General features: G+C 53.7%; 18 protein-coding genes and 1 riboswitch. Of the genes, 12 read left to right on the forward strand and 6 right to left on the reverse strand.

The features are described 5' to 3' along the window. The coding region (locus tag HMPREF1051_RS10555) for a hypothetical protein (protein WP_231286316.1) at positions 1–614 on the forward strand (614 nt) is incomplete at its 5' end. A gap of 119 nt (positions 615–733) precedes the next feature. After that, positions 734–1,144 (forward strand): hypothetical protein, encoded by a 411-nt coding sequence (locus HMPREF1051_RS10560; protein WP_036493005.1) that lies wholly within the window; start codon positions 734–736, stop codon positions 1,142–1,144. Between the two features lie 88 nt (positions 1,145–1,232). Here HMPREF1051_RS10560 and HMPREF1051_RS10565 read toward each other — a convergent pair whose 3' ends face one another. Next, on the reverse strand, positions 1,233–1,976 hold the full coding sequence (locus HMPREF1051_RS10565) for a PP2C family protein-serine/threonine phosphatase (protein ID WP_003768424.1): 744 nt from the start codon (positions 1,974–1,976) through the stop codon (positions 1,233–1,235). A 347-nt stretch (positions 1,977–2,323) separates the two neighbouring features. After that, positions 2,324–2,433: riboswitch (TPP riboswitch) on the forward strand. A gap of 106 nt (positions 2,434–2,539) precedes the next feature. Between HMPREF1051_RS10565 and HMPREF1051_RS10570 the strand changes: the two genes are divergently transcribed. From HMPREF1051_RS10570 to thiE, 4 genes are all read left to right on the forward strand, one after another. Next, on the forward strand, positions 2,540–3,634 hold the full coding sequence (locus HMPREF1051_RS10570; RefSeq protein ID WP_003768429.1) for an FAD-dependent oxidoreductase: 1,095 nt from the start codon (positions 2,540–2,542) through the stop codon (positions 3,632–3,634). A gap of 140 nt (positions 3,635–3,774) precedes the next feature. After that, positions 3,775–4,842, forward strand: a complete 1,068-nt coding sequence (locus HMPREF1051_RS10575; protein ID WP_003768428.1) for a WG repeat-containing protein — start codon at positions 3,775–3,777, stop codon at positions 4,840–4,842. A gap of 73 nt (positions 4,843–4,915) precedes the next feature. Continuing rightward, positions 4,916–5,563 carry a nuclease-related domain-containing protein gene (locus HMPREF1051_RS10580; protein WP_003768442.1) on the forward strand — a complete coding sequence of 216 codons (648 nt, stop codon included), beginning with the start codon at positions 4,916–4,918 and terminating at the stop codon, positions 5,561–5,563. Between the two features lie 16 nt (positions 5,564–5,579). Then, positions 5,580–6,197: a thiamine phosphate synthase gene (thiE, locus tag HMPREF1051_RS10585; RefSeq protein WP_003768418.1), complete on the forward strand. Its 618-nt coding sequence runs from the start codon at positions 5,580–5,582 to the stop codon at positions 6,195–6,197. 115 nt (positions 6,198–6,312) lie between these two features. Here thiE and HMPREF1051_RS10590 read toward each other — a convergent pair whose 3' ends face one another. Next, on the reverse strand, positions 6,313–7,332 hold the full coding sequence (locus HMPREF1051_RS10590) for a zinc-binding alcohol dehydrogenase family protein (RefSeq protein WP_003768415.1): 1,020 nt from the start codon (positions 7,330–7,332) through the stop codon (positions 6,313–6,315). A gap of 104 nt (positions 7,333–7,436) precedes the next feature. Between HMPREF1051_RS10590 and HMPREF1051_RS10595 the strand changes: the two genes are divergently transcribed. The 3 genes from HMPREF1051_RS10595 to HMPREF1051_RS10605 all read left to right on the forward strand — a co-directional run bounded on the left by HMPREF1051_RS10595 (position 7,437) and on the right by HMPREF1051_RS10605 (position 8,888). Continuing rightward, positions 7,437–7,790: a winged helix-turn-helix transcriptional regulator gene (locus HMPREF1051_RS10595; RefSeq protein ID WP_003684634.1), complete on the forward strand. Its 354-nt coding sequence runs from the start codon at positions 7,437–7,439 to the stop codon at positions 7,788–7,790. Positions 7,791–7,820: 30 nt separating this feature from the next. Continuing rightward, a complete protein-coding gene (thiS, locus tag HMPREF1051_RS10600; protein ID WP_003684673.1) occupies positions 7,821–8,015 on the forward strand; it encodes a sulfur carrier protein ThiS in 195 nt (64 codons plus the stop codon). Between the two features lie 84 nt (positions 8,016–8,099). Further along, positions 8,100–8,888: a thiazole synthase gene (locus HMPREF1051_RS10605; RefSeq protein ID WP_003768412.1), complete on the forward strand. Its 789-nt coding sequence runs from the start codon at positions 8,100–8,102 to the stop codon at positions 8,886–8,888. 177 nt (positions 8,889–9,065) lie between these two features. Here the strand turns inward: HMPREF1051_RS10605 and rnhB are convergent, their stop codons facing one another. After that, a complete protein-coding gene (gene rnhB, locus HMPREF1051_RS10610) occupies positions 9,066–9,659 on the reverse strand; it encodes a ribonuclease HII (RefSeq protein ID WP_003768409.1) in 594 nt (197 codons plus the stop codon). A gap of 261 nt (positions 9,660–9,920) precedes the next feature. Between rnhB and HMPREF1051_RS10615 the strand changes: the two genes are divergently transcribed. Further along, positions 9,921–10,565, forward strand: coding sequence for a hypothetical protein (locus HMPREF1051_RS10615; RefSeq protein ID WP_003759290.1), 645 nt, complete (start codon positions 9,921–9,923; stop codon positions 10,563–10,565). Positions 10,566–10,629: 64 nt separating this feature from the next. Then, entirely contained in the window at positions 10,630–11,073 is a 444-nt protein-coding gene (locus tag HMPREF1051_RS10620; RefSeq protein WP_003768440.1) for a pyridoxamine 5'-phosphate oxidase family protein, read from the forward strand. A 220-nt stretch (positions 11,074–11,293) separates the two neighbouring features. Here the strand turns inward: HMPREF1051_RS10620 and HMPREF1051_RS10625 are convergent, their stop codons facing one another. From HMPREF1051_RS10625 to HMPREF1051_RS10635, 3 genes are all read right to left on the reverse strand, one after another. Continuing rightward, positions 11,294–11,620, reverse strand: a complete 327-nt coding sequence (locus HMPREF1051_RS10625; protein WP_003768427.1) for a rhodanese-like domain-containing protein — start codon at positions 11,618–11,620, stop codon at positions 11,294–11,296. A 101-nt stretch (positions 11,621–11,721) separates the two neighbouring features. Continuing rightward, entirely contained in the window at positions 11,722–12,378 is a 657-nt protein-coding gene (locus HMPREF1051_RS10630; protein WP_003768411.1) for a protein-L-isoaspartate O-methyltransferase family protein, read from the reverse strand. A gap of 102 nt (positions 12,379–12,480) precedes the next feature. Then, positions 12,481–12,984: a GAF domain-containing protein gene (locus HMPREF1051_RS10635; protein WP_155815322.1), complete on the reverse strand. Its 504-nt coding sequence runs from the start codon at positions 12,982–12,984 to the stop codon at positions 12,481–12,483. Between the two features lie 183 nt (positions 12,985–13,167). Here HMPREF1051_RS10635 and HMPREF1051_RS10640 point away from each other — a divergent pair. After that, positions 13,168–13,816: triose-phosphate isomerase family protein (locus tag HMPREF1051_RS10640; protein WP_003768407.1), on the forward strand; the 649-nt coding region annotated here is incomplete at its 3' end.

Here is a 13,816-nt window from a genome sequence, read left to right on the forward strand (position 1 = left end):
GGGTTATCAAATTTCAGACGACCCGAAACCTTCAACAACAAGGAAAAACCATGCTCTCCACCCAAGCAAAGCAACTGATGCAACAATATAAAACTCAATTTATGCAGGACTGCGCCGAACGCGCTCCCAAATTGACCGCCTTTATCCAAGAAATATTGCAGGGCAGGCATTGGGGGTTTTCAGATGAAAACGAATCATTTGATCAGGCCGTGGCACTGATTATGGAATACGAATATCAGGATTTCTCTGTTTACGGCTGGCTGCGCAACCCAAATGGCGGCTATTTAGGCGACGGCATCATAGACTTCCCCGAAGAATGCCTGCCCGAATTTGATGCAGATGTGGAAGACGAGATATACGGCTTGGGACAGGACGAGAACGAAGAAGACGAAGTATGGGATGCTGTAGACGATTTTTACAGCGGGCTACACGAATATTTCAGCCATTGGTTTGCGAACTGCTTCCGAACCGCCGCGCAAAACACCGCCTCCACCCTGCCCGCCTATTTTTCTGTGCACGACACCAACAGCTACACCAATCTTGCCACCATGCAGGAGGAACTTTGCGACGATATTGCCGAAAAATTCGGTTGGACATCGTTTTGGCAGGATTAAGCAACGTGAAATAGTCCGAAGGTCGTCTGAAAACTCAGTTTTAATACAATAAAACAGCTTTCCCGAATTTCCCGAAGAAAACATAGTTTACTTTCCCATCCAACCCAACGACAAACCCCATGAAGTTTCTCAAAAAACTATGCGAACGAATTCTTGACTGGCTCGTCACCGGCAACATGGTGGGCTATGTGATATTGCTGGCCGGCTCCATTATTCTCGGACTGTTATTCGACGGGAAAATAATTCTGGATAAAGTCCTTGGCCGTGTGGATACGCCCTGGCGCCTTATTATCGGCTCATTTTTAGCGTTGGTTTCGCTCTTTGCAACTTGGCTTATTGAAGAAGGTTTAGCCGAGCAGACGTTTAAATTCAAACGGCGCGACAAATATCTGTGCGGCGCAATCGGCGGTTTGGTCAGCGCGCTACTGATCAAATGGACGTGGCAGGCAGCCTTGATGGGATTGTCGATCGGCATACTGCTGGCGGCGTTGATGAGATGGTTAAAATACTTTTTTCGAAATATGAATTGAACAGAGAATCCCTTTTCAGACGACCCTTTACAACCAATCCTTTGAAATGTTCTCAAGAAACTGCGTAACCGATTTTAGGATTGGTTCGCTATCCTTGCCGCAGGCATACTGCTACCGAACAATCGTCATGATAGGGAACCTTTTTTACTGCCCGACGTAAGGCTTCCAACTTATCAGGCAACGAAGGGGAAGCGTTCCATAATGCTTCCAAGCGTTCATGAGATAGCGCATCGTGCAGCCCGTCAGAACAAACCAAAACTGCCTCGCCTCTTTGCAAGGTCAAAGAATCGGTAAAAATTTTAAAATGGGTTTCTTCGTCATCCGCTATCAGGCAGTGCGCCAAAGCATAGTACATATCGGCGTATTCCGTATCTGCCCGCGCTTCCCCCTGCTCAATTAAATCCGCCAACACAGTGTGGTCATGGCTTACCTGCCGCCAACGCCCCTCTGCCGATATATGGTAAACACGGCTGTCACCGACATTGCAGATGCGGCACAAACCGTCCGCCTCAACGACTGCCGAAGCGAAAGTCGAGGACGAGCCGAAATATTCCTCGGCAAGCGTGTCGCAGAAGCTGCCGTGCAACCTTCGCAGGAAACGCCCTTCCGCATCGCCCTCGCGCACGAAGGCGTCCAACCAAAACCGGCTGGCAAGATGCGCGGCAGGGCTGCTGGATACACCGTCGGCCACTGCCAGCCGCACGGCATCGTCCGCCTCGGACACGCGGGTTTTGTGCAGCCTGACCTGACGCACCGCCGTGCCGTCAAACAAGGCATCCTGATTGCGTGCTTTACCGGCACCGACCATTTGAAAATAGGCAAGCTGAAACATGGTAATCCTGACAATCCAATCCTGATTTATAGTGGATTAACTTAAACCAGTACGGCGTTGCCTCGCCTTGCCGTACTATCTGTACTGTCTGCGGCTTCGTCGCCTTGTCCTGATTTAATTTAATCCACTATAAATAAACCTACTTCGGCGCTTTTCGCAAAAACGAATTTCAACGCAAAGCCCCTTGTTCATTGGCGACAGTATATATCAATAATGCCGATGCGCTTCTCCCTAACGCCATTTCCCCAACCGGCCCAAATGCCTGGCAACAGGTCGTCTGAAAATACGAAAACCCATTTTTCAGACGACCTGACTTTGCCAAAGCAATCGATTTTATGTAAACTGGAAACCTCTTGTCGGAGTGCTGCTTGTTCCCGCAAACAGCTGAGACCGCATCAGCGGAATCCGTAGAACCTGTCGGGGTAATGCCTGCGTAGGAAACAAGCTGTCAAACGCCTGAAAAGGCTTCCGTTCCCTTTCCCGCATTTCCCGCCATTCGGTGGATTCCGCTCCCGTCTTATCTTTCGACTTCCCGATTGCACCATACTACAAAGGAATCCACCATGCCCCGTATCGCCATTCTCGGCGGCGGCCTTTGCGGCCGTCTGACTGCCTTACAACTTGCAGAACAAGGTTTATCGGTTGCCCTCTTTGACAAAGGTGGGCGCAAAGGCGAACACGCCGCCGCTTATGTTGCCGCCGCCATGCTCGCACCGGCTTCGGAGGCGGTCGAAGCCACGCCTGAAGTCATCAAACTGGGCAGGCAGAGTGTTCCGCTGTGGCACAACATCCGAGGTCGTCTGAAAACGCCGACCATGATGCAGGAAAACGGCAGCCTGATCGTGTGGCACGGGCAGGACAAGCCATTATCCGGCGAGTTCGTCCGCCATCTCAAACGCGGCGGCGTAGCGGATGACGAAATCGTCCGTTGGCGCGCCGATGAAATCGCCGAACGCGAACCGCAACTCGGCGGACGTTTTTCAGACGGCATCTACCTGCCGACCGAAGGCCAGCTCGACGGACGGCAAATCTTGTCTGCACTTGCCGACGCTTTGGACGGGCTGAACGTCCCTTGCCATTGGGAACACGAATGCGCCCCCGAAGACCTGCAAGCCCAATACGACTGGCTGATCGACTGCCGCGGTTACGGTGCAAAAACCGCGTGGAACCAATCCCCCGAACACACCAGCACCTTGCGCGGCATACGCGGCGAAGTGGCGCGGGTTTATACGCCCGAAATCACGCTCAACCGCCCCGTGCGCCTGCTCCATCCGCGCTATCCGCTCTACATCGCCCCAAAAGAAAACCACATCTTCGTCATCGGCGCGACCCAAATCGAAAGCGAAAGCCAAGCTCCAGCCAGCGTACGTTCCGGGTTGGAACTCTTGTCCGCACTCTATGCCGTCCACCCCGCCTTCGGCGAAGCCGACATTCTCGAAATCGCCACCGGCCTGCGCCCCACGCTCAACCATCACAACCCCGAAATCCGTTACAACCGCGCCCGACGCCTGATTGAAATCAACGGCCTTTTCCGCCACGGTTTCATGATTTCCCCCGCCGTAACCGCCGCCGCCGTCAGATTGGCGGTCGCCCTGTTTGACGGAAAAGACGCGCCCGAACGTGATGAAGAAAGCGGTTTGGCGTATATTGGAAAATAAGTTTGAGGTCGTCTGAAAACGCCGCGGCATAGGTTTTACAGCAAATCGGCACACCCCGACACCAGCCTGTATGAATATAATACGGCAAGGCGCGCCAACGCCGATCGTCATCAATCTACTTAATATCAGCAAGGTTTCCAATGAATCTGAAATCCCTGTATTTACTGCCTGCGCTCTTACTCGCCCACTCCGCCGCCCTTGCTGCGCCCAAGATTTCAGACGACCCCAAACCGCGTTCTGCCGAGAAAATCATTTATTTCAAACAAAACGGCAAATTCGGTGCAAAAACCACAAGCGGCAAAATCATCGTCCCTGCGCAATACCACTGCGAATTTATGTGCGAACACGTCAAACACGGCGAAACCGCCGACGGCGAGTTGCTGTTTACCGACAACAGCCGAGAAGTCCGAGGCAAAGTTGCCTATTCGCCCTTCTTCCTGCATTCGCGGCAGGGCAGGTTTTTATATCAGCCGATGATGTACGACTTGACCGCAGACTATTTTTCGGAAGGCAAACGCCGCTATGTTTCAAAAGACGGCAAGGTCGATTTTGCCGACCGCGCGGGCAACTTGGTCACGCCCGCCCAACACGATTGGGCAGGACCGTTTGAATACGGCTATGCCACATTTTGCGACGGCTGCCGAGAAGTGCGCGTGGACGAAGAGCACACTGCCGTACAGGGCGGCACTTGGGGCATGATGGACGCACGCGGCAATACCGTTGCCCCCAGCGACACTCGCCGCGCCGCTTCCGACATCGAACGAAACGGCAAATTTTATCCGCACCCGTTTGCCTACACCGCTGCCGAACGCGATATTTTGCAACGCATCAACCACTACAAAAACCTGATTGTCGGGCTGGAAGCAGTTCGCCATTCGCCATACAAAACTACCGAAGAACGCGCTGCCTACCGCTTTGAAATCGTGTCGCCACCAGTTCAAGGCTATCCGTATTACGAAATCGTCCTGTTTGACGGCAAAGGCAACACCGTTGAAGGCGAACGCTTTCTCGCCGGCGCCGACGGCAAACGGCTCTACGCCCTGCCTGTCGGAGAAGAAACACCGCTTCCGCTGAAAACCCACCTGCGCCGCGCAATCCGCAGTACACTTGCCGAACAACCCGAAAGACAGAAAAGCGGTCAAAACGACAATCCGTTTCGCTTGAAAGACTATCCCGAAGCAGAAGCCTTGTTGAAACGCAGAAAATGAGTTTCAGACGACCTCATCAGATGGCTATACCGGGCTCACTTTCATTAAACAATAAAACAAAAAGGAAAACGTCATGATTGAACAAGCAATAGGAAACCTGTCAGGTATCTTTTGGATTTTCCTGCTCGTCATTCCCCTGCTTCTTTTGAAAGCGCTGCTCCAAAACCCCAAAGTGAAAGGACGCATAGGCGAACGGGCAGTCCGTTCAGTAATCGGAAAAGATTTGGATGAAGAAACCTATATCGAATTTCACGATTTGATTATTCCGTCCCGCAGCGGCACGACGCAAATCGACCATATCTATGTTTCGGTTTTCGGGATATTTGTCATAGAAACCAAGAATTACACAGGTTGGATTTTCGGCAGCGAGAAGCAATCGAAATGGACACAAGTCGTCTATAAGCAGAAACACTACTTTCAAAATCCGTTGCGCCAGAATTACGCACACATCAAGGCATTATCCGAACTGCTGCAACTGCCGGAAGAAAAATTTCATTCGATGGTGGTTTTTCTCGGTGATTGCGAATTGAAAACGCAAATGCCGCCGAATGTCTGCCGTATCAGACAGGCAGCATCCTATATTAGACGTTTTCAGACGACCTTATTGCTGCCTCAGGAAATAGAAGCGGCAACTGCCGTGCTGTCTTCAAACGAATACCAAGCCGACGGCGAAAAACTGCGGGCGCATACCGAACGCCTGCAGGAACGCCATCAGCGATAACTTAAAAGGACACCTCATGACCTTCCCGCCCCTAAAATCCCCGCTCAAATTCTACGCTGTCGTTCCCACCGCCGATTGGGTGGAGCGCATGGTCAAAGCAGGTGCCGACACGGTGCAACTGCGCTGTAAAACCTTGTACGACGATGAATTAAAACGCGAAATCGCCCACTGCGTCGCCGCCTGTCGGGGCAGCCGCACGCAGCTTTTCATCAACGACCACTGGCGCGAGTCGATAGAAGTGGGCGCATACGGCGTACATCTCGGACAGGAAGACATGGACACCGCCGACCTTGCCGCCATCGCCGCCGCTGGTTTGCGTTTGGGTTTAAGTACGCACTCCGTCGCCGAACTCGACCGCGCCCTGTCCGTACACCCCAGCTACGTCGCCAGCGGCGCAATTTTCCCGACCACAACCAAGCAAATGCCCACCGCCCCGCAAGGCTTGGACAAACTGCGCGAATATGTGAAACAGGCAGTCGGCACGCCCGTCGTCGCCATCGGTGGCATCGATTTAAACAACGCCGAAGATGTATTGGCAACCGGCGTTTCCTCACTCGCCGTCGTCCGCGCCGTTACCGAAGCGGAAAATCCCGAAGCGGTGGTTAAAGCGTTTCAGGCTTTGTGGAATGAATAAGGTCGTCTGAAAGCCAAATTTCAGACGACCTGCTCAATTAGGATATTCGATTGCCGTCATTTCGGATGCCATACAGGCAGAAGCGGGCATAACGGCGTAAAAATAATCGGCGGATTCAGTTGTCCCAGCCTTCCACCACCAGTTTACCGACCATATCCCCGCGTTCCAGCATCTCATGTGCGCTGCGCAGGTTGGCAGCATTGATGCCGTGCAGGATTTGGGTGGCAGTCGGGCGGATGATGCCTTCATCCACCAGCCGCGCTGTTTCGACCAGGATTTCGCCCTGCCGTTCGATGTCTGCCGTTTCGCGCAGCGGGCGGGTAAACATAAATTCCCAATGCAGCGACAGGCTTTTGCCTTTGAGCGGATTCACGTCCAACGTTTCGGGGTCGTCAATCAGTGCGATTCTGCCTTGCGGGGCGATGAGTTCCACGATTTGCGGCAGATGGCGGTCGGTATGATTGGTGGAAAAAACAAACGATGGCGCGCCGATATTTAACGCGGCAACCTGTTCCGCCATGTTTTCATGATGATTGATAACGAAATCCGCACCCAATTTCTCTACCCACGCGCGGCTTTCGGGGCGGGAAGCGGTGGCGATGACTTGAATGTCGGTCAGCTTTTTCAGAAACTGGATGGCAAGCGAGCCGACCCCGCCTGCGCCGCCGATTAAGAGCAGCGCATTGGCGCCGCCTGCCACGGGTTTGTTCACGTCCAAGCGGTCGAACAGCGTTTCCCATGCAGTAATCGCCGTCAGTGGCAGCGCGGCGGCTTGGGCAAAATCCAGCGAACGCGGTTTTTTGGCGGCAATGCGCGCGTCCACCGCCTGTAATTGTGCGTTCGAACCTTGGCGGTTGAGGGCGCCCGCGTAATACACTTCGTTGCCGACTTTGAAATGCCGCACTTCGCTGCCGACCGCCTGAACGATGCCTGCCGCGTCGTAACCCAATACGCGGTACTGCCCTGCCGCAGGCGTATGCGCCGCCCGAACTTTCACATCGACAGGATTGACTGAAACCGCCTGCACGGCAACCAAAATATCGTGCGGCCGCAGTTCGGGTTCGGGCATTTCGATGTCGAGCAGGGCTTCAGGGTTGGAAACGGGCAAAGGGCGGTTGAAACCGATGGCTTTCATAAGGTTCTCCTGTTAGGTCGTCTGAAAGCGTGTATCATGCGCCTGAAGCATATCATTAACAAGAACGCACTTGTTTTTCAGATAGTTACATAAAGGATACCACCATGCCCCGCACACCGCACCCAAGCTACGACTGCGCCGAAGGCTGCTCGGTGGAAGCCGCGCTTTCCGTCATCGGCGGCAAATGGAAAGGCACAATACTCTACCGCCTGCACACGGACGGCACGCTGCGCTTCAACCAAATCCGCCGCATCCTGCCCGATGTGTCGCAACGCACGCTGACCGCCCAACTGCGCGCATTGGAGGCCGACGGCATCATTTTGCGCACCGTGTATCCCGAAGTCCCGCCGCGCGTGGAATACCGCCTGACCGACTACGGCAAAACGCTTGCGCCCGTGCTGACGGCATTGAAGGAATGGGGCGACGGGTTCAAGCAAGAGCAGGCGCATCGCGAATAAAGAAACTTACCTACGAAATATCGAGAAACCATGAACATCATCTTAAACGGCGAACCCGCCGAACTTCACGGCACAACCGTTGCCGACCTTATCGCCCAAACCGCGCCGCAAAAGCCTTTTGCCGTCGCGGTGAATACCGGATTTGTCGCCAAAGGCGCATATGCGGAAACGGTTTTGAACGAAAACGACAAAGTCGATATTGTGCGGCCGGTGGTCGGCGGCTAGGCGGTTTTGCCTTTTCAGACGACCCCTGCCCCCAAAACAACGTTATAGTAGATTAAATTTAAATCAGGACAAAAGGAACCCATCATGCTCACCCTATACGGAGAAACTTTCCCTTCACGGCTGCTGCTCGGCACGGCGGCCTACCCGACCCCTGAAATCCTCAAACAATCCGTCCAAACCGCCCGCCCCGCGATGATTACCGTCTCGCTGCGCCGTGCGGGAAGCGGCGGCGAGGCGCACGGTCAGGGGTTTTGGTCGCTTTTGGAAGAAATCGGTATCCCGGTGCTGCCGAACACAGCAGGCTGCCAAAGCGTACAGGAAGCGGTTACGACGGCGCAGATGGCGCGCGAAGTATTTGAAACCGATTGGATCAAACTCGAGCTCATCGGCGACGACGACACGTTGCAGCCCGACGTCTTCCAGCTTGTCGAAGCGGCAGAAATCCTGATTAAAGACGGCTTCAAAGTACTGCCTTATTGCACCGAAGACCTGATTGCCTGCCGCCGCCTGCTCGACGCGGGCTGTCAGGCGCTAATGCCGTGGGCAGCGCCGATCGGCACGGGTTTGGGCGCGGTTCACGCCTATGCGCTGAACGTCCTGCGCGAACGCCTGCCCGATACGCCGCTGATTATCGACGCAGGCTTGGGTTTGCCTTCGCAGGCGGCGCAAGTGATGGAATGGGGGTTTGACGGCGTATTGCTGAACACCGCCGTCTCCCGCAGCGGCGACCCCGTCAACATGGCGCGCGCCTTCGCACTTGCCGTCGAGGCCGGACGGCTGGCATTTGAAGCCGAACCGGTCGAAGCGCGCACCAAAGCGCAAGCGAGTACGCCGACCGTAGGGCAGCCGTTTTGGCATTCGGCGGAGTATTGATAAATAGCATATTGAGGGCATGTGAAAAGGTCGTCTGAAATTTCAGACGACCTTGTTTGAGGCAAGGACGGCTTTGTGTCCTTGTTGTGTTCCGCGCGGTAAGTTTAGAAGTTCGGGTAAAAACAAATTTTAAGAATACGGACAGAGGTTGTCTGAAAAAAGAAATCAGGCAAACGTTTACTCAAAGAGCTTTCCCTGAGCCAACAAGGCTTTAACGGGCGCGAAATCGCGTCGGTGTTCGGGCAATACGCCGTATCGCTGCAAGGCTTCGAGGTGTTGCGCCGTGCCGTAGCCTTTGTGTTTGTCGAAACCGTATTGCGGATAACGTTCGGCAAGCGCATACATCTCGGCATCACGCGCCGTCTTCGCCAAAACGGAAGCCGCCGAAATTTCCATGATTTTGCTGTCGCCTTTGACCACCGCTTCGGCATCCACGCCAAGGTCCTTCGGCACTCTGTTGCCATCGATAAACACCTTATCGGGCTTGATCGCCAACCCGTGTACGGCGCGGCTCATTGCCAACATCGTGGCATGAAGGATATTCAGCTCGAAAATTTCTTGCGGATCGGCTTGCGCGACACACCATGCCAGCGCCTGTTCTTTAATCAAGACCGCCAACGTATCGCGTTTTTTCTCGCTGAGTTTTTTAGAGTCGGTCAAACCGGGCAAATGGTAAGACGGCGGCAGGATAACGGCGGCGGCAAACACGCTGCCGACCAAAGGCCCCCGCCCTGCCTCGTCAACGCCGGCAATCAGGAAAGAATTTGTCATCGTTGTTTGAAAATAGAAAAATGGACATTATTTAAACTAAGGAGCAGCCGAAACGGAGGAACACCTACCCCGCCAGCCGCCTAACCAATATATTTAACCCAATAATCGCCGCAGCCTGTTTAGGTTTGCGCCACGATATCCCCGTGCAGCGTTTCACAATGATAGGCGGCATCGGAAAATTTTACCTTGTTTGAAATAAGTTGATTCGTTATAACTGGCTGCATAGTATAATCAAAACCTTTGCCATATACCGAAATAAAGATGAAACCGATTTTTTACCGACTGATTTTGGCTTTCGGGCTGGGAAGCGCCGCCCTCTCCGCACAAGCCGGCTATATCTGCAAAGTGGACGGCAACGCAGTATTTACCGAGAAAAAAATCGGCAACGATTGCACCGAATCCCATACGGACGGCACTGCAAACGTCAGCCCTGAAGAAGCCGGCAGGGCCGTACCCGAGCGTGTCGACCTGAAAGAAGCCCTCGGGGAAGCCGCTCCCGAGCCGGGCGACATCAAAGTCTTGCCGCGCACGACGGGCGGCAGCGTAACCAACACGGCAGAAGCCGCCAATCCCCGTTTGGACATCAAATTGCGCAACGGCAAGCTTGGCGAAGCGACTTCCGTCGGCGACCTGAAAGCAGCCAAAGCCCGCGCCGCCGAGTTGAACCGCAAAGCCAAAATCCTGCCCGCACCCATCTTGCCGGCATCCAAACCCAAACCGCAACTGACCCGCAAGCAAATCTTGGAAAACGAAGTCCGCAACGAACAAGTGGCTTTGGTCAGGGCGCAGGCGCAACTGAATGTCGCCAAGAAAAAAGGCGATCAGGCAAAAATCAGCCGCCTGACCCAAGCCGTCAACGACCGTCAGGCCAATATCCGCGCCATTGAAAGCGAAATGAAACGCTAAACGGACAACGGTTCGGAAAGTTTTTAATCCAAGCTTTCCGAACCATTTTCAATTGAAATCCATCATGCAGCCCATCCCCGACAACATCATCAAATTCCTACACGCCAACCATGTGATCAGCATTGCGGCAGCCGCAGACGGCGAAATTTGGAGCGCCTGCTGCTTTTATGTGCCCGATGAAGCGCAAGCAAGGCTGATTGTCCTGACTTCGGCACGTTCCAAACACGGCAGCCTGATGCTGAAAAATCCGAACATCGCCGGAACCATCGCAGGCCAGCCGGAAAATATCGCTAAAATTAACGGCATACAGCTGACAGCCAACGCGCAACTGCTGACCGACGAAACAGAGAGAAAAGCAGCGCTCGCCCTCTATTACAAAGCCCATCCGTTTGCCCGCGCGATGAAAAGCGATGTTTGGTCGTTGCGTCTGGAAAACGTGAAATTTACGGACAACAAACTGGTTTTCGCCCAAAAAACCCTTTGGCAGCGTGAAGCCCAAAACGCCTGAATCATTAAACCCTTGGCGATTGGTTTCAACGTTGATGGGTTAAACCCAATACCCAAAGATAAAGGTTTTCAGACGCCCCCTGCATACAAGGTCGTCTGAAAAACAGTACCCAAACAAAAATCCTGAAACCGGCAAACGGATTTCAGGATTTTTTTATATTCGAATCATCCGAACACAAAAAAGCGGCAGCCATGCCTACCGCCCTTTCCTATCCGAAATCTCAATATCTCGCCATCGTCCCATCCACCTGCAAAGCCCAAGCATCAATCCCGCCTTGCAGGTTAAACAGATTTTCAAAACCCGCGTCCGCCAGATACATCGCCGTATGCAGGCTGCGGATGCCGTGGTGGCAGTAAACGACAATCGGCAAATCGTCGTCGGGCAGCTCGTTTTGGCGCAGCGGAATCAGATTCATCGGGATATGGATGGCGTCAGGCAGGGCGCAGACGGCGGTTTCCTCGTCGGTGCGCACGTCCAGCAGATGGAAGGCGCGACCTTCTTGCTGCCATTGTTGCAGTTGCAGCGGGGTGAGTTGCGGGATCGTCATGATGTTGTGTGTGTGTGAAATGATGGAAACGATGAAAGGTCGTCTGAAAACGTTTCGCCATGTCCGGCTGGTTTTCAGACGACCTTTGATTTCAAAAAAGATTAAAAATCGAAATCGCCGAAAGGACGGTTTTCTTTGTCGTCCAAATGCGCGACCAGCGTGTCGAACAGGACTTTTTCTTCAAATTCGCCGCCCTTGCGCGTAATCAGCAGCGCGCGCTGTACCGGCCGGCGGCCGACGATGACTGCCATGCGGCCGCCGTCTTTCAACTGTTCTTTCAATACGTCAGGCACGCGGTCCACCGCGCCGCCGACGTAAACCGCATCAAACGGCGCGCCCGCGGAAGGCTCGGTCAGCCCGTTGTTTTGCACATAATCGATATTGTTCAAAGCCAAGCCGTCCAACACTGCTTTGGCGCGGTTTTGCTGCTCGGCATCGAGGTCGTCTGAAACCACTTTGCCCGCCAGTTTCGCCAAAAGCGCGGTCGCATAGCCCGAACCCGTACCGATTTCCAAAACCGTATCGGTTTTGGTCAGCTTCAAACCCTGCGCCAACCGCGCTACGATTTTCGGCTCGAGCATCTTATGTCCGTTGGCAAGCGGCAGCTCCATGTCGGCATACGCCAAACCCTGCAAAGACTCGTTCACGAAACGCTCGCGTGGAATCTCCTCCAAAGCGTCCAAAACGTCAAAATCCAATACATCCCACGGACGGATTTGCTGTTCGACCATGTTGAACCGCGCTTTTTCAAAATCCATTTTGTGCTCCGTTAAATAATTGTTTTAGCAATGGCAGACATTATAAAACCACACTCCCGCCGCGCCAACTTCAGCGCGCTCCGCCCGCCCGTTTTTTCGGTCTCAAGCCGCCTGACGCGAAGCCTTAAACCGTTTCGCCAAAATCTTCGCCAGTTCGCCCAAATACAAAGCATCCGTTTCATCAAACTGCGCCAAATGCTCGCTGTCCACATCCAACACGCCGATACAGAGGTCGTCTGAAAACAGCGGAACCACAATTTCCGAACGCGACAAAGACGAGCAGGCAATATGGTCGGGATGCGCGTTCACATCCTCGACGACCATCGTCTCGCCCTTCGCCCAAGCCTGACCGCACACCCCGCGTCCGAACGGAATCCGCGTACACGCCAAAGGTCCCTGAAACGGCGCCAAAACCAATTCGTCCGTACACGTATCGACCAAATAAAAACCCACCCAAAACCAGCCGAACGCCTCCTTCAAAACCGCCGCCGTGTTCGCCAAATTCGCCACCCAATCTGTCTCGTCCGCCACCACAGACTCAATCTGCGGCAACACCTCCCGATAAAGCGCGGCCTTGTCCGAAGCCGAAAAATGAAGCGCGTGCATAGCCATGTCCTATATATGTGTATCTCAAGCAGTTATTATAAAACAGGTCGTCTGAAACAGCATTTCAGACGACCCCGGGCATCCCGTTTCAAGTTGCTAACCCGTCGTATATCCACTAAACTTCACGTTACATCGCGCTACACGCAGCGTACAGCCAAAGAAACACAACACGGAGCAAAAAAGATGTATCACCAAATCGGAATGTGGGATCAAAAATGGGTCATCGGCAACTGGAAAATGAACGGCCGACTCCAAAACAACAACGCACTCATGCACCGCTTCCGCATCATGCCCACCGCCGAACGCGTCCTCATCGGCCTCGCCGCCCCGACCGTTTACCTGTTGCAACTGCACAACGCCATGCAGATTGTCCTCAACAACCGCATCCTCACCTGCGCCCAAGACGTCAGCCGCTTCCCCAACAACGGCGCCTACACAGGCGAAGTTTCCGCAGAAATGCTCGCCGATATCGGCACAGACATCGTCCTCATCGGACACTCCGAACGAAGCCTCTATTTCGGTGAGAAAAACGAAATCCAACGCCGCAAAATGGAAAACGTCCTCAACGTAGGTCTGATTCCCCTATTGTGCGTCGGCGAAAGCCTTGAGGAGCGCGAAGCCAGCAAAGAACACGAAGTCATCGCCCACCAACTCTCCGTATTGCATGGACTGAACACCAAAAACATCGCCGTCGCCTACGAACCGGTATGGGCAATCGGCACCGGCAAAGTCGCCACCGTAGAACAAATTGCCGACATGCACGCATTCATCTACAAAGAAATCTTGTCTTTGTGCGGAAGCGATGTTAAAATCCGCGTTCTTTACGGCGGAA

Source organism: Neisseria sicca VK64, assembly GCF_000260655.1.
In the GTDB taxonomy this organism is placed as follows: Bacteria; Pseudomonadota; Gammaproteobacteria; order Burkholderiales; family Neisseriaceae; genus Neisseria; species Neisseria sicca_B.